Origin of the sequence: Allobosea robiniae (genome assembly GCF_900102525.1) — a bacterium.
In the GTDB taxonomy this organism is placed as follows: Bacteria; Pseudomonadota; Alphaproteobacteria; order Rhizobiales; family Beijerinckiaceae; genus Allobosea; species Allobosea robiniae.
The window spans coordinates 460369-476078 of record NZ_FNBZ01000001.1; the positions used below are offsets into that span (position 1 = coordinate 460369).

Sequence of the window (15710 nt, forward strand, 5' to 3'; positions counted from 1 at the left end):
GAGCCGGCAGGCCGTGGGCATCATCCCCACGGCCTGCCGGACGGTCAGCCGCTCAGCAGAAGCTCGACCAGTCGCTTGGTGCTGTTGACGTTGTATTTCCGGAGCAGCCGGGCGCGATAGATGTCGACGGTGCGCGGGCTGATGCCCAGTGCCTTGGCGGCCTCCTTGCCCGTCCTGCCCTCGATCAGGAGTGCGGCGACGTCGCGTTCGCGCGGCGTCAGCGACGTTCGCAGCGACGGCCCGGCAGCTTCAGCCTTTGCGAGCTCGGAGAACACCCACAGCGCATGTCCGTGCGCATCATCAGGCGTATAGGTGAAGCCGCTGACCCTGACCCAGAACAGGCTGCCGTCGAGGCGCCGCATCACGCGGTCATCGGTATAGCTGTGCTCATCGGACAGGCGCGCGCCGACGCGCTTTCCGGTCTCCTCGTAATCGGATTGCGTCGGGTAGAGCCGCTCGAAGGTCCGGCCGACGAGATCGCCGATCGATCCGCGGAATATCCTGGCGAACTCATGATTGCAGGCCAGGATGATGCGATTGCGGCCCACGACAAGCCCGACCGGGGCATTCTCGAAAGCCTGCCGGAAATCCACATCCATCGGAACCGCCTCCAGCCCGGTTTTCAGGCCGACAAGCCAGCCGCACACTTAAGTGTCCGATACCTATAGAATTAGGTATTTAGGTAGCCTAGCCTTTTTCGGAGAAGGGACAAGACCGATGCAACTGACCGACTTCAAGGCTCTGACCTTCGACTGCTACGGCACGCTGATCGACTGGGAAACCGGCATGTTCGAAGGGTTGAAGCCGCTCACCAGCCGGCTCGCGACCCCGCCCACGCGTGATCAGGTGTTGGAAGCGCATGCGCGGCATGAATCGTCGCAGCAATTGCAGACGCCGACCCGGATCTACCGGGACCTGCTGCCGATCGTCTACAAGCGCCTCGCCGAGGAATGGGGCCTGTCGGCGTCCTGGGAGGAATGCGTGGCGTACGGGCAATCGGTCAAGAACTGGCCGGCCTTCCCCGATTCCGCTGAAGCGCTCCGGTACCTCAAGCGCCACTACAAGCTCGTGATCCTGTCGAATGTCGACAATGAGAGCTTCGCCGCAAGCAATGCGAAGCTCGAGGTCGCCTTCGACGCGATCTACACGGCCGAGGATATCGGCTCCTACAAGCCGGCAGATCGGAATTTCGACTACATGTTCGAAAAGCTGGAGACGCTGGGCATCCGGAAGCACGAGATCCTGCACACCGCCGAGAGCATGTTCCACGACCATGGTCCGGCAAACCGACACGGACTGGCCTCCTGCTGGATCTATCGCCGCCACGACAAGGACGGCTTCGGCGCGACGATGCATCCGGGCGACATGCCGAGATATGATTTCCGCTTCAACAGCATGGCCGATCTCGCGAAGGCGCATCGGGAAGCGCTTGGCGGCTGACCCTGCCGGCAGCCGGGCATCGGCAAGGCCTATGCGGAACCCGATCGGCCCCGCGGAGGTTCACCTCCGAGGAGGATCGATCGATGAGCAAAGCTTCCGATCAGGCGAGCGGCGTCCCGGCTGCCTTCAGCACGGCTCGCAGGCCCGGGCAGCCAGGAGACGAAAACGAAAGCCGCGCCGGCCCGAACCCGCGCTCGGCTCACGCCACCGGTCCCCATGCTCCCTACGAGCCGCACGATCCCGAAGGCCTGGCGGCCGAGAAACATCATTCGGACCCCGTCGAGATCTCCAAAGATGCGGTGAATGAACGCAAGCCGAGCGGAACGATCAAGATCGTCGACCTCAGGAAGCCGGCCTAGACCATCGGACCCGTGACGATGGTCCCGCTCGACCGCCTCGCCCATGTTCCAAAAGGATGCCTGTCCCGCCGCAGGCCGCCGGGATCAGGATGGACCCCGCGCTGCATTATGAGGCAGTGATGGGGCCGCAGGATTCGCAGCGGTGCGGATGATGCCGCCGACGCGAACCGGGACGAGGAAACGCCACCGATGCCGACGATGAAGAACGCGATGATCGTCGCGCCGCAGCCGGAAGCGGCGGAGGCCGGGGCCGAGGTTCTGGAACGCGGCGGCAACGCCATCGACGCGGCGATCGCCTGCGCCTTCATGCAGGGCGTGGTCGATCCGCTGATGTGCGGCATCGGCGGATTCGGCTCGATGCAGGTCTACATGCCACGCCGCGGCGTCCATGAGATCGTCGAGTTCTATGCAAAAGCTCCGCTGGCCGCGACGCCGGACATGTGGCTGCAGCATCTGCAGGGGCAGACGCGGGACGGTTTCGCCTTCCTGCTCAAGGGCGGGATCAACGAGTTCGGCCATCTCGCCGTCTGCACGCCGGGCAGCGTCAAGGGCTATGCCCATGCGCTCTCGCAATTCGGCACGATGGATTGGCGCGACGTGATGGCGCCGGCGATCAGGCAGGCGCATGAAGGCGTGCTCGTCCGGCCGCACATGCACTGGTTCTGGAGCCAGGACCAGAGCGGCGGCGGTGAGGTCAATACCGGCGACAAGCTGCGCTACAGCAAGACCGGACGCGACGTCTACTTCCGGCCCGATGGCAGCCCCAGGCGCGTCGGCGATACGCTGGTCAACCCCGATCTCGCCGCCACGCTGGAGCATCTCGCCAAGAGCGGCCCGGACGATTTCTACCATGGCGCGCTGGCCGCCCGGATGGCGGCGGATTTCGCGGCCCAGGGCGGGCTAATCAGCGAGCGCGACTTCGCGGCCTATGAACTCTCGGTCGCCGAGCCGATCTGGGGTTCCTATCGCGGCCACCGGATCTCGACCTCGCCGCCGCCGGCGAGCGGCATGTCGATGCTGCAGATCCTGCACATCCTCGAGAATTTCGACATCGGCGCGCTCAGGCACGGCAGCGCCGAGCACATTACCCTGCTCGCCGAGGCGATGCGGCGGATGACCATCGACAAGGACCGCTTCATGGGCGACCCGGCCTATGTCGACGTGCCCTTCGACCGGCTGATCTCGAAGGAGCACGCCGCCGAGCAGGCGGAGGCGATCCGGCGCGGCGAGCGCGCGGTCATCGACAGGCTGGACAAGTCGCAGCGCGAGACGACCCATGTCACCGTCGTCGACCGCGAGGGCAACGCCGTGGCGCTGACCCATACCCTGGGTAGCCCCTCCGGCGCGATCTCGGACGGGCTCGGCTTCATCTATAACGGCACGATGAGCCGCTTCGACCCGCGCCCCGGCCGGGCGGCGTCGATCGCGCCCGGCAAGCGCCGCGCCTCTTCCGCCGCGCCGACCATCGTCTTCGACGGCGAGACGCCCCGCATCGTCATCGGCGCGCCCGGCGGCAGCTATATCGCGCCGGCGATCGCGCAAGGCATCATGAACATGATCGATTTCGGCATGTCGCCCTTCGAGGCCGTCGCGGCACCGCGGGTCATGGCGGTCTCGAACACGATCGACCTCTCCAACCGCATCCGTCGCAATGTCAGCGCCGAACTCACCGCCGCCGGATATGACGTCAAACGTTCGGCCCAGACATTCCCTTTCGCAGCCCTTCATGCGATCGGGATCGTCGATGGCACGTGTTCGGGCGGGGCCGACCCGCAGCGCGACGGAATGGCGATCTCCGTCTGATTTCCGGACCGGCTTCGACAGGGGGCGGGGATGTTCCTGAGCGTATTCGACGTCTTCAAGATCGGTATCGGCCCCTCGTCCTCGCATACGATGGGCCCGATGACGGCGGCGGGGCACTTCCTCGACCTGCTGCGCCGGGACCCAGCGCGCGATCGCGCGGCAGCCGTCAAGGCGACGCTCTACGGCTCGCTCGCCTTCACCGGAAAGGGCCACGCCACCGACCGGGCCGTGGCGCTCGGCCTGCTCGGCTGGACGCCGGCAGCCTTCGACTTCGATGCGGCCGAACGCCAGCTCGACGAACTCGGCCGCAGCCACCTGCTGCGCCATGACGGCCTGCCGCCGCTGGCCTTCGATCCCGCGACCGACATCGTCTTCGACTACGGGCCGCCTTTGCCCGGACATGCCAACGGGCTCGTCTTCTGCGCCCGCGATTCTGCCGGGGCGGAGTTGTTGTCCGAGACCTATTATTCGATCGGCGGCGGCTTCGTGGTGACGGCGCAGGAGCGTGAAGCGCCGACCGCTTCCACGCAGACATCGTCCTGGCCCTATCCATTCGCGAATGCGGCAACGATGCTGCGCATGGCCAAGGAGAGCGGGCTGTCGATCGCGGCGATGAAGCGCGCCAACGAAATCCATCTCCAGCCGGCGGAAGAGGTCGAAAGCGGCCTCGCCCGGCTCTGGTCGGTGATGAACGACTGCATCGAGCGCGGCATGAACCAGGAGGGCGAATTGCCCGGCGGTCTGCGCGTGCGCCGCAGGGCAGCGCATATCCACCGGCAACTGGCGGCCGAGAAACTGGCCAATCGCTCGCAGCCGCATGCGTCGACGGACTGGCTCAGCGTCTATGCGATGGCGGTGAACGAGGAAAACGCGGCTGGCGGCCGGGTCGTCACCTCTCCGACCAACGGGGCCGCCGGCGTCGTGCCGGCGGTGCTGCGCTATTATCTCGACCATTGCGTCGGGGCGGAGCCGGAAAAGGTCTCCGATTTCCTGCTGACGGCGGCAGCGATCGGCGGATTGATCAAGCACAACGCCTCGATCTCCGGGGCCGAGGCCGGCTGCCAGGGCGAAGTCGGCTCCGCCGCCGCGATGGCCGCGGCCGGGCTCTGCGCCGTGCTCGGCGGCTCGCCAGCGCAGATCGAGAACGCGGCCGAGATCGCGCTGGAGCACCATCTCGGCATGACCTGCGACCCCGCGGCCGGCCTCGTCCAGGTGCCCTGCATCGAGCGCAACGGCATCGGCGCGATCAAGGCAGTCGCGGCCGCGTCGCTGGCGTTGCGCGGTGACGGCTCGCATTTCATGCCGCTCGACAACTGCATCGAGGCGATGCGGCAGACCGGCGAGGCCATGAACGAGCGCTTCAAGGAAACCAGCCTCGGGGGGCTCGCGGTCAACCTGCCGGAATGCTGAGCCCTCCCCTGTCATTTTTGCATGATGGATCGGGCGAGCGCCCGATAGGGTGGACGCACAGCCTGCAAGGATCGGATCGATGATCGTGGATGACTTCCGTTCGGATACGGTAACGCGCCCCGGCGAAGGGATGCGGGCCGCCATGGCCGCGGCCGAAGTCGGCGACGCCGTCTATGACGATTGCCCGACGACCAAGCGCCTGGAAGCCATCACAGCCGAACGGCTCGGCAAGGAATCGGCCCTGTTCTTCCCGACGGGCACGCAGGCGAACCTCGCCGGGCTGATGGCCCATTGCGGCCGCGGCGAGGAATACATCGTCGGCCAGATGGCCCACACTTATCGATTGGAAGGTGGCGGCGCGGCCGTGCTCGGCTCGATCCAGCCGCAGCCTCTTCCGAACGAGGCCGACGGCACGATCGCGCTCGACGCCATCGCCAATGCGATCAAGCCGAACGATTTCCACTTCGCAATGACGCGGCTTCTGGCGCTGGAGAACACCTTCAACGGCCAGGTGCTACCCGACGCCTATCTGGAGGCTGCAACCGGGCTTGCCCGCTCGCGCGGCCTCGCCACCCATCTCGACGGCGCCCGCCTGATGAACGCGGCCGCGGCGAGCAACCGCGATGCCGCCTGGATCGCGGGGCAGTTCGACACGGTTTCGCTGTGCCTGTCGAAAGGCCTCGGCGCACCGGTCGGGTCCATTCTGGTCGGACCGAAGGATTTCATCGAGAAGGCCCGGCGGATCCGCAAGATGCTGGGCGGCGGCATGCGCCAGACCGGCGTGATCGCCGCAGCCGCGATCTACGCGCTGGAGCACAATATCACGAGGCTCAGCGAAGATCACCGGCGTGCGGCCGATCTCGCCAACGTGCTGGCGCGCTTCCCGGAGCTCGGCGCCGGGCCTGCCCGCACAAACATGGTGTTCATGTCGCCAAAGGCGCTCGATACCGCCGCCTTCGCCGCTTTCCTGCGCGAACGCGGCATCGCCGTTAGCGGACGGTACGGCACATTGCGCTGGGTGACCCATCTCGATGTGAACGACGCCTCCGTCGCGCGCGTCGCCGAAGCCTGCGAGAGCTTCTTCGGCAAGCGGCAGGCGGCTGCGGAGTAAAAGCCCCGCCTTAACCGCTTCCGGGCACGCCTTTCCGCGGCTCGGCCTCGATCAGATACTCGATGTGCCGGCGGCCTGAATCTCCCAGTCGGATCGAGACCGCAACGCCGAAAATGTCCTTGATCGCTTCGGCGGTCAGGACCTCCTCCGGCGCGCCGGCCGCCTGCAAGCGCCCGTCATGCAACAGCGCGATCTCGTCGCAGAACATGGCGGCGAGGTTGAGGTCGTGCAGCGCCATGATGCAGGTGATACCGAGGCGGCGGACGAGGCTCAGGATCGAGAGCTGGTGCTGGATGTCGAGATGATTGGTCGGCTCGTCCAGGATCAGCTCGCTCGGCTCCTGCGCAAGCGCGCGGGCGATATGGACGCGCTGGCGTTCTCCCCCTGAGAGCGTGTGCCAGAATTGATCGTGGCGCTCGGTCAGCCCGACCCGCGCCAGCGCCTCGTTGACGGCAGCCTCGTCGGCCTCGCCCCAGGAGGCGAGCGCGGCACGATGCGGCGTGCGGCCGAGGCGGACGACGTCGCAGACGGATAGCTGGATCTCGGTCATCGCCTGCTGCTCGACGAAGGCGAGGCGGCGGGCGAGTTCGCGGCGCGGCACGCCGGCGATGTCATTTCCATCGAGGGTGACGACGCCGCTCGCGACATTGCGTAGCCGACAGAGCAACCGCAGCAGGCTCGACTTGCCGGAGCCGTTGGGGCCGATCAACCCGAGCACCCGGCCGGGCGCCGCTTCCAGCGTCACGCCATCGACGATCATCCGGCCGCCGGCACCCCAGCGGACCTCGCGGGTGGCGAGCGTCATGCCGGCCTCCGGGCACGGTAAAGGATGAGCGCGAAGACAGGGGCGCCGAACAGGGCGGTGACCACGCCGATCGGCAGGATCTGCTGCGGGATCAGGATGCGGGAGAGGATGTCGGCGAGGATCATGAAGATCGCGCCGACGACAAGGCAGGCCGGCAGCAGGCGGGCATGGCCGGAGCCGACGAGGAAGCGTGCGGCATGGGGGATGATCAGCCCGACGAAGCCGACCGTCCCGACGATCGAGACCATCACCGCCGTCATCACCGCCGTCGTCGCGAAAAGCACGACCTTCACCCGCGTCACCGCGACGCCGAGCGAGGCCGCCGCATCGACGCCAAAGGCGAAGGCGTCCAGCGCCTTGGCGTGGAGCATGCAGATGCCGAAGCCGATGAAGGCGACCGGCGCCGCCATCCAGAGATCGGGCCAGCGCACGCCGCCGAAATTGCCGAGCAGCCAGAACATGACGCCGCGGGCCTGTTCGGCACTGGCGAGCGTCGTCACGATCGTCGCCGTCGCTGCGTTGAACAGCTGCGAGGTGGCGACGCCGGCGAGGATGACGCGGTCGCTCGCCCCGCCCGCCCCCGCCGCCAGCATGGCGACCACCACGAGCGCGGCGCAGGAGCCGATGAAGGCGCCGGTCGAAACCGACAGCACCGTGCCGCCGATGCTGATGCCGAGGATCAGCACCGCGACGGCGCCGGTCGAGGCACCCGCCGAGATGCCGAGGATATAGGGCTCGGCCAGCGGGTTGCGCAGCAGCGCCTGCAGGATCGCGCCCGAGAGAGCGAGCGCGCCGCCGCAGAGCCCCGCCATCAGCGCGCGGCTCAGGCGATAATCGAAGATCACGCCCTGCTGGATCGCGCTGACCGGGAAGTCGAGCTCGAACAGCCCGTTGCCGAGTGCCTTTAGGGCCGTGTCCAGCGGGATGCGCATCTCGCCGATCGTCACCGCCAGCGCGACCGAGAAGGTCAGCGCCAGCAGCGAGGCCAGCGCGATGCCGATCCGCGCCGGCCAGTTCGGCCCATGGGCGGCGTGGCTCAACGCGAGAGCCCGAAGCCGGCGATCGCCTTGGCCAGCGTCTCGATGCCGTCGACCGTATCGAGCCCGGCGCGGGTCGCCCCGACATCCATGATGACGACGCGGTTGTTTTTCACCGCATCGAGCTTGCTGGCGACCGGATCGGTCTTCAGGAAGTCCAGCTTCTTCTCGATATCATCAGCCGGGAAGCGGCGGCGATCCATCTTCACCGTGACGATCACGGCCGGATTGGCGGCGGCGATGCTCTCCCAGCCGACCAGCGGCCATTCCTCATTGGTCGAGATGATGTTGCGGGCGCCGAGCTTGGACAGGATATAGGCGGGCACGCCGTTCTTGCCGGCCATGAAGCCGTCGCCCTTGATGTCCTTGCTGGAGAACCAGACGACGACCGGCACGTCCTGCGCCTTCAGCTTGGCGACCTGCTCGACCGCCTTGTCCTCGCGGGCCTTGAGCTCAGCGACGAGCGTCTCGGCCCGGTCGGCGACATCGAAGATCGCGCCGAATTCGCGGATGTTGCGATAGACCAGCTCCATCGTGAACATCTGCGTACGAACGCCGTCGCCGGCCCCGGAATTGTCCTTGCCGATGCAATCGGTCGGGGAGACATATGTGGGCACCTTCACTTTGGCGAACTGGTCGCGCTTGCCGACGATGCCGTTCGGCCCGACATGCCATTCGAACATCGCGGTGACGAGGTCGGGCTCCTGCGCAAGCACCGCCTCGAAGCTCGGATCGTTGTCGGCGAGGCGCTTCACCTTGGCGTTGACCGCCTCATAGGGCTTGGCCACCGGCGAGAACCAGACCGCCGTGCCGACGACGCGGTCGCCGAGGCCGAGAGCATAGAGAATTTCCGTCTGGGTCTGGCCGATCGCCACGACGCGCTTGGGCGCGGTGTTGAAGGTGATCGTCTCGCGGCAATTCTCCAGCGTCAGCGGATATTTGGTGGGCGCCGCAGTGGCCGTGCCGGCGGCGAGAGCGCCGAACAGCGCGGCGGCAGACAGGCGAAGAAGTGAATTGAAGGGGCGCGCAGCCGGCATCGAGGCCATCCGAAATGTAACAATGTTGCATTTCTGATAGAGTGCGCGGCAGGCAAACGTCAAGCCGCCTTGAGTGGCCTGTGCAGTGGACTTCATGAACATGGACTTCATCGCTCCCCGAGATGACGGCCGGGGGAGCTTTGGGCATGTGGGGCGGACAAGCGGCGCAGGGCCACCATCGACACACAGGCTCCGGAACACCCCGTCCGAAAGACGTCTTCGACGACCGGGGCAGGTCTCCTGGCTCGCGGGTCGATGCCGGTTCCGCCCGGCCTTCCCGGCGCGGCAAGCGCCAGTGGACGATGGACGGAGAGCTCGCCGCTTACAGTTGCGGGGGCAGCCTCGGCTTTGGCACTGGAAGTGCCTCACCGAATTCCCTCTTAGCTCCGGGAGCAACCCGGAGAACCTCGATCGGCGCACACCCTATAAGGGTGCGGCGCGCCGTCAAGCGAACATCGCTTCAGAGGCGCGGCGTGCTGTAGAGCCGCTTGCCGTCGACGGATATCTCGACCTCCTGCAGGTAGCCCCGCAGCGCGGTCGTCGCGACCTCGATGCCGAGGCCGGGAGTATCAGGCGCGGCGACCTGCCCGTTCGTATCGCGCTCCAGGTGATTGGCTGAGATCGCGGTCGCGAGCGGCTTCGGCATGGCCGGATACTCGCAGATCTCGTGCGCAGCGAGACCGGCATAGGGCTGGAGCGAGGCGGAGAGCGCCAGATGCGAGGTGAAGGTGTGATTGACGAAGGTCACGCCCTTGGCGACCGCGTAATCCGCCACGGCCTTGGATGGGCCGATGCCGCCGATGCGCCCGCAATCGATCTGGACATAGCCAATGCCGCCATAGTCAATGAGCTGCCGGGCCATCGACTCGTTATGGGCGCCCTCCCCGCCGGCCAGCCGGACCTTGGGACTGCGTTTGGCAAGACCGCCATAGGCTTCGAGCGCACTGGCATGGAAGGGCTCCTCGAACCAGAGCACGTTCGCCTTCTCCATCGCGGGCAGACGAGCCGCGGCGAGCTCGACATCCTCGATGAAGATCTGGCCGGTATCGACGAGCAGGATGCCGTCCTGCCCCAGCCCTTCGCGCGCCGCGACGAAATGCTCGGCATCGGCCTCGACGCTGCCGCGACCGATCGGCCCCCAGCCGAACTTGGCGGCGCGGAAGCTGCGCTTGCGAGCATCGCGGGCGCGTTCAAGGGTTTCCTGCGCCGTGTCGCCGAACAGGACCGAGGCATAGGGCGTCTTGGGATGGCTTTTCGCGTAGCCGAGCAGGCGCCAGACCGGCTCGGAACGCATCTTGCCCAGGATGTCCCACAAGGCCATCTCGACGCCTGAGAAGGTGTGCGGCGCCTGCAGCAGGTCCATCGAGTTATAGGCGACGGCGGCAGCGATGCGGGCGATGTCCTCCGGGCTTTCCAGATTCTGGCCGAGCACGGAATCGGCCACCGGCCGGCAGACGCCATGCGACATCGGGCAGATGAAGGCGGCGATGGAGGGCAGCGGCGCCGCCTCGCATTCGCCCCAACCGACATGGCCGCCAGCCGCGACCCTGACCAGCAGCGCATCCTGGCTGCCATCGGCCTCGTCGGTGACGACGGGCATGGCGAGATAGAAGAAATCGACGGCCTCGATCCTGGGCACGGGCTTCATCCTCACAGTTCGTAGATCGTGGCGCGGGGCGCGAAGGCGACGCCTTCATCGAGCGGGTAGATCGGCCGGGCGCAGATCGTGTGGCCGAGACTCCGGAGATTGGCGGAGGTCGCGCCCGGAGCGTCGATGTTGAAGTTCCGCGCGCACCACTGGTCGAACATGTGGAACTCGGTGTGCGGCGACTTCACCACGATCAGGTCGAAATCGGTCGGGTCGATGCCGTTGGCGTAGTACATCGCCCTGTCGAACAGGCTGACCGAACGACTCATCACCACGACGGTCACGTTGTCCCAGGTCAGAACCGCGGTCGGCCCGGCGCTCAAGGGCGCCTTCATCGTCTCCAGCGCCGCCTCGCCGTCCGAGAGCAGCTTGACCTTGGCCTTCACCTGCATCGTCGGAAAGCGCGCCGGATCGATCGACCCGCCGAGCGTGACCGTGATCGTCGCGCCGATTCCGGCCTTGTGCGCAGCAGCGGCAGCCGGCGCATCGACGATCTGGGCGAGCACGCGCTTGCCGTAACCGGCCTTGCGCAGAGCGGCGAGGATCAGGTTGCTGTCGCCGGACGCGCCGGAGGAGGTCGCGTCGGCGGCATCGGTGAAGATCACCGGGCCGTCGATGCTGCGGGCCTGGGCGATGGCGCGGTCGAGCGGCACGAGCTTGCCCTGCATGCGGAAGCGCAAGGGCCAGAATTCCTCGGCGAGCCGGATCGCCTCGCGCTCGGCCGCCGCCTTGTCGCCATCGGTGAGGATCAGCACCTGCGAGCAGAGTTCGGGCACGTCGGTGAAGGGGTTGCCGATCATGATGCCGGCCGCGAGCGCCCGTCCCTCCTCCTCCAGCCGGCGGCATTCGGCCAGAAGCTCGCCATAGCAGCCGGTCTTGGTGATGAGCTCGTCGCCGCGCACGAGAGCGGGAATGACGACGCGGGCAGCGACAGGCCTGATGCCGCCGGCCATCAGCTTCAGCAGGAGTTCGGCGGCGCGCCGGCCGGTATCGGCGAAGTCGACATGGGGATAGGTCCAGTAGATCGCGAAACCGTCGACATTGCGGAGCATCCGGTCGGTCAGGATGCCATGCAGGTCGAGCGAGATGACGATCGGCATGTCCGGGCCGACACGCTCGCGCAGCTTCTCCAGCAGATAGCCCTCCGGGTCGAGTTCGCCATCGGCGCCCATCGCGCCATGCAGCGAGACATAGATGCCGTCGATGCGGTCGAGCTTGGCGAAGATCGCGGCGAGGATTTCCTCGGAGAGCTTTTTCCAGCCCGTAGCCGAGAGCGGCCCGGCGCTGCCGGAGCGCGCGCAGATCGTCGGTACGATCTCGATATCGGGCCGGGCCTCGAAGACGGCGAGCGCGCCGCCGAGCTCCTGGTTCTGGCCGCGCTGGACGTAGAGGCCGTCGCCATGGTGGATCAGGAAGTTCTCGTAATGCGACGGCAGCGGGTTGAAGGAGGAGATCTCCTGCTTGCAGTCGGCGATCAGGATGCGCTTCATCGGGCGGCTCCGGCGGGTTCAGAATTTCAGGCGGGGGTCGAGCACGTCGCGCAGGCCGTCGCCGAGCAGGTTGAGGCCGAGCACGCAGGTGATGATCGCGAGGCCCGGGAACACCGTGATCCACGGCGCTTCGCGCATGAAATCGCGGCCTTGCGCGATGATCGAGCCGAAGGAGGCGGCCGGTGGCGGCGGGCCGGCACCGACAAAGGACAGAGCCGCTTCGGCGAGGATCGCGATGGCGAAGACATAGGTCAGCCGCACGATCAGCGGGCCGGCAGCATTGCGCAGCACATGCTTGAACAGGATGGTCATCTCGCCGACGCCGATCGAGCGCGCGGCGGAGACATATTCCTGCTCCTTTTCGAGCAGCACCGAGGCGCGCACGATGCGGGCGGTATGCGGCGTCGTGGCGATGGCGAGCGCGATCACGACATTGGTGAGCGAGGCGCCGAGCACCGCAGAGACAACCATGGCGAGCACGATCGACGGAAACGCCATCAGCGCGTCCATGATTCGCATGATCGGCTGGTCGAGATGGTAGAAATAGCCGGCGATCGCGCCGCTCAGCGTGCCGGCGATCCCGGCCAGCACCACCGTGAAGGCACCGATGGCGAGCGAGATGCGGGCGCCGATCATGACGCGGGAGAGGATGTCGCGGCCGAAATGATCCGTGCCGAACCAGTGCATCTCGCTGGGCGCGGCGAGCCGTGCCCGGACATTGCTTTTGAGCGGATCGAAGGGCGTGAGCCAATCGGCAGCAAGCGCGACGGCGACCATCAGCAGCACCAGCACGGCGCCGATCACGAAGGAGCGATTGCGCAACAGGCGCCCCCAGAGGGCGCGGCCGACGAGTGGCGTGCCCTGCATCAGGCCAGCCTCACGCGCGGATCGACCACGGCATAGAGGATGTCGACGACGAGGTTGATCGCGAGATAGACGACCGCGAGGAAGAGCAAGCCACCCTGCAGCACCGGGAAATCGCGCGAGGCGATGGCGCCGACGATCAGACGGCCGATGCCGGGGATCGAGAAGACCTGCTCGACGATGACCGCGCCGCCGAGCAGAGCGCCGGAGACGATGCCGATGACGGTGAGGATCGGGATCATCGCGTTGGGCAGGGCATGGCGCAGGACGACATGGAGCTTGGCCAGCCCCTTGGCATCGGCAGTACGGACATAATCCTGCGAGAGCGTGTCCAGCATCGAGGCGCGCGCCATCCGGGCGATGAAGCCGACCTGGACCAGCCCCAGCGTCAGTGCCGGGAGGATCATGCCGCGCAGCCATTCTGCCGGCGATTGCAGGAAGGGCGTGAAGCCGCCGCTCGGCAGCCAGCCGAGCGAGACGGCGAAGACCAGCACCAGGACGAGGCCGAGCCAGAAATCCGGCACCGAGAGCCCGAGCAGGGCCGTCGTCATCACCGCCTGGTCGGGCCAGCGGTTGTGATTGACGGCAGCAACGATGCCCGCCGCGACGCCGAAGAACACGGCGAAGGCCAGCGCCAGCGCCGCCAGCGAGAGCGTGACCGGCAGGCGCTCGATCAGGGCCGCCGTCACCGAGCGGTTGAGCAGGATCGACTGACCGAGATCGCCGCTGAGGATGCGGCCATACCAGCCGAACATCTGCTGCGGCAGCGAGAGGTCGAGACCGAGCGCGCTGCGCAGCTTGGCGACCTGCTCGGGCGTCGCCGAGGCGTCGAGGAAAGCCGCCGCCGGATCCCCCGGCACCAGCCAGATCAGCGCGAAGGACATCAGCGAAACCAGGACGAGCACGAGAAAGGCGCCCGCGAGCCGGCGGATCAGGAAGCTTCCCATGCCGCCCTCCTTCCGAGCGTTAGGCCTTAGTTCTGATAAGTGCGCGTCATCCCGGGCGACCGAAGGGAGAACCGGGATCCATTCCGGAACGCTTCCGGCAAAGGTTCAGGAATGGATCCCGGATCTGCGCCGCTTTGCGGCTTGTCCGGGATGACACGGCTAATGTGACGGCGATCGGTACCTACGACGGCTGGCATCGACCTCGCATGCGCTCAAGGCTCCAGCCAGACGCCCCACATGCGCGGGATGCGATAGGGCTTGAAGTTCTTGAGCTTCGACGTGGAGGCCTGGAAGATCCCGTAATTGCCGGCCTTCATCGCGACTGCCGCGTCGTACATGTGTTTCTGGAAGGCGTCGTAGAGCGCCTTGCGCTTGCCCTCGTCCATCTCGGCGTTGAAAGCGGCGGCGATGCGGTCGATCTCGGGGTCCTTCGCCTGCTGCGAGAGGCCGTTGACCCAAGGCGCCATCACCGAGCCCGGACCTTCATAGGGCTCGATGCCGAAACCATGCGTCCAGAAGGTCCAGCCCGTCGGCGTGAAGCCGATCTTCGAGACGGTCGGCCAGTCGGCGACGGAAATATCCACCTCAACGCCGATCTCCTTCAGCTTCTGCTGAACCAGCGTCGCGGTGTCGACATTGGGGCGCAGATTGTCGGTGATGAAGGTGACCTTGCCGCCCTTGTAGGAGGATTTCGCGAGAAGCTCCTTGGCGAGTTTCAGGTCGTGCTTGTTGTACTTGTCGCTGCCGACCGTCGAATGGAAGGCGGAACCCGGATAGAGCCAGCTCGGGTCCATCTGGTAGATATCGGCATAGGAGATCGCCATGATCTCCTCCATGTCGAGCGCCGCCTGGACGGCGAGCCGGAAGTTCACGTCGTTGGCCGGCGCCTGCGCCTGGTTGAACTTGATCACCTGCAGGCCGAACGGCACCATCTTGTGGATGGTGAAGCGGTTGTCGGTGCCGAGCCGCTTCGCGGTCGGACCATCGACGGTTTCGTTGAACTGGATCTGGCCGGCTTCGAGCGCCGCGGTGCGGGCGCCGCCTTCCGGCATGAAGCGGAAGGTGACGGTATCGAGGAAGGCTTCCTTCTTGCCGGCGAAGCCGTCGCGGCCGGTGCCCTTCGGATTGGGTGCATAGCCGTCATAGCGCGTCAGCTTGACATGGCTGTCCGGCTTGTACTCGACGAACTTGTACGGACCCGTGCCGATGATCTCGATCTTGCCGGCCTCCTTGGCGGCCTCGCTCGCGGGATAGATCGCGATCGGGGCGCGCGGCGACGAGAGATTGTCGAGGAAGGTCGATTGCGCCTGCTTCAGCGTAACCGTGACCTCATGCTCGCCGCTCGCCTTGATCGTGTCGATCGCGGCGACCAGCGCCGGCGAGGCGCCGACCTTGCGATAACGCTCCAGCGAGGCGACGACATCGGCGGCATCGAGCTTCTTGCCGTTATGGAAGGTCACGTCCTTGCGGATCGGGAAGACATAGGTCTTGCCATCGGGCGAGACCGTCACGCCCTCGGCCAGTTCCGGCACGGGCTTGGCGTTCTCGTCGCGGGCATAGAGCGTCTCGAAGATATGGAGCGTGACGTTGCGCGAGGCCTGCGCCGAGGTGATCTGCGCATCGAGCGAAGGCGGCGCCTGGCTGATGCCGATGACGACGTCGCCGCCCTTGCGCTGGGCCAGCGCGCCTTGTGCCCCTCCGAGCATGAGCGCCGCCGCGAGGGCCGCGCCGACGATGATGTGCTTTGCCATGTTTTTGT

14 protein-coding genes and 1 riboswitch are annotated in these 15710 nt (G+C 66.6%); of the genes, 5 read left to right on the plus strand and 9 right to left on the minus strand.

The annotated features are described in order from the left end of the window. Nucleotides 1-44 precede the first annotated feature (44 nt). Entirely contained in the window at nucleotides 45-647 is a 603-nt protein-coding gene (locus BLQ70_RS02015; RefSeq protein WP_210184233.1) for a LuxR C-terminal-related transcriptional regulator, read from the minus strand. A 70-nt stretch (nucleotides 648-717) separates the two neighbouring features. Between BLQ70_RS02015 and BLQ70_RS02020 the strand changes: the two genes are divergently transcribed. The 5 genes from BLQ70_RS02020 to ltaE all read left to right on the plus strand — a co-directional run bounded on the left by BLQ70_RS02020 (nucleotide 718) and on the right by ltaE (nucleotide 6123). Next, complete coding sequence (locus BLQ70_RS02020) at nucleotides 718-1440, plus strand: haloacid dehalogenase type II (protein ID WP_091855608.1); 723 nt, start codon at nucleotides 718-720, stop codon at nucleotides 1438-1440. 83 nt (nucleotides 1441-1523) lie between these two features. Then, nucleotides 1524-1799 carry a hypothetical protein gene (locus BLQ70_RS02025; RefSeq protein ID WP_091855609.1) on the plus strand — a complete coding sequence of 92 codons (276 nt, stop codon included), beginning with the start codon at nucleotides 1524-1526 and terminating at the stop codon, nucleotides 1797-1799. Nucleotides 1800-1997: 198 nt separating this feature from the next. Continuing rightward, on the plus strand, nucleotides 1998-3602 hold the full coding sequence (ggt, locus tag BLQ70_RS02030; protein ID WP_091856138.1) for a gamma-glutamyltransferase: 1605 nt from the start codon (nucleotides 1998-2000) through the stop codon (nucleotides 3600-3602). 30 nt (nucleotides 3603-3632) lie between these two features. Next, nucleotides 3633-5012 (plus strand): L-serine ammonia-lyase, encoded by a 1380-nt coding sequence (locus BLQ70_RS02035; RefSeq protein ID WP_091855610.1) that lies wholly within the window; start codon nucleotides 3633-3635, stop codon nucleotides 5010-5012. 79 nt (nucleotides 5013-5091) lie between these two features. Next, complete coding sequence (gene ltaE, locus BLQ70_RS02040) at nucleotides 5092-6123, plus strand: low-specificity L-threonine aldolase (protein WP_091855611.1); 1032 nt, start codon at nucleotides 5092-5094, stop codon at nucleotides 6121-6123. Nucleotides 6124-6133: 10 nt separating this feature from the next. Here the strand turns inward: ltaE and BLQ70_RS02045 are convergent, their stop codons facing one another. The 8 genes from BLQ70_RS02045 to BLQ70_RS02080 all read right to left on the minus strand — a co-directional run bounded on the left by BLQ70_RS02045 (nucleotide 6134) and on the right by BLQ70_RS02080 (nucleotide 15702). Beyond that, nucleotides 6134-6928 carry an ABC transporter ATP-binding protein gene (locus BLQ70_RS02045; protein ID WP_091855612.1) on the minus strand — a complete coding sequence of 265 codons (795 nt, stop codon included), beginning with the start codon at nucleotides 6926-6928 and terminating at the stop codon, nucleotides 6134-6136. Further along, nucleotides 6925-7968: a FecCD family ABC transporter permease gene (locus BLQ70_RS02050; protein ID WP_091855613.1), complete on the minus strand. Its 1044-nt coding sequence runs from the start codon at nucleotides 7966-7968 to the stop codon at nucleotides 6925-6927. Before BLQ70_RS02050 ends, BLQ70_RS02045 begins: the two co-directional genes overlap by 4 nt. After that, nucleotides 7965-9002 (minus strand): ABC transporter substrate-binding protein, encoded by a 1038-nt coding sequence (locus BLQ70_RS02055; RefSeq protein WP_091856139.1) that lies wholly within the window; start codon nucleotides 9000-9002, stop codon nucleotides 7965-7967. Before BLQ70_RS02055 ends, BLQ70_RS02050 begins: the two co-directional genes overlap by 4 nt. 213 nt (nucleotides 9003-9215) lie before the next feature. Continuing rightward, a riboswitch (cobalamin riboswitch) is annotated at nucleotides 9216-9427 on the minus strand. A 35-nt stretch (nucleotides 9428-9462) separates the two neighbouring features. Further along, nucleotides 9463-10641 (minus strand): mandelate racemase/muconate lactonizing enzyme family protein, encoded by a 1179-nt coding sequence (locus BLQ70_RS02060; protein WP_244511875.1) that lies wholly within the window; start codon nucleotides 10639-10641, stop codon nucleotides 9463-9465. 11 nt (nucleotides 10642-10652) lie between these two features. Beyond that, nucleotides 10653-12140 (minus strand): M81 family metallopeptidase, encoded by a 1488-nt coding sequence (locus BLQ70_RS02065; protein WP_091855615.1) that lies wholly within the window; start codon nucleotides 12138-12140, stop codon nucleotides 10653-10655. 18 nt (nucleotides 12141-12158) lie between these two features. Beyond that, nucleotides 12159-13007 carry an ABC transporter permease gene (locus BLQ70_RS02070; RefSeq protein WP_091855616.1) on the minus strand — a complete coding sequence of 283 codons (849 nt, stop codon included), beginning with the start codon at nucleotides 13005-13007 and terminating at the stop codon, nucleotides 12159-12161. Next, on the minus strand, nucleotides 13007-13951 hold the full coding sequence (locus BLQ70_RS02075; protein WP_091855617.1) for an ABC transporter permease: 945 nt from the start codon (nucleotides 13949-13951) through the stop codon (nucleotides 13007-13009). The genes BLQ70_RS02070 and BLQ70_RS02075 overlap by 1 nt, the downstream gene beginning before the upstream one ends. A gap of 212 nt (nucleotides 13952-14163) precedes the next feature. After that, complete coding sequence (locus BLQ70_RS02080; protein WP_091855618.1) at nucleotides 14164-15702, minus strand: ABC transporter substrate-binding protein; 1539 nt, start codon at nucleotides 15700-15702, stop codon at nucleotides 14164-14166. Nucleotides 15703-15710: the final 8 nt, after the last annotated feature.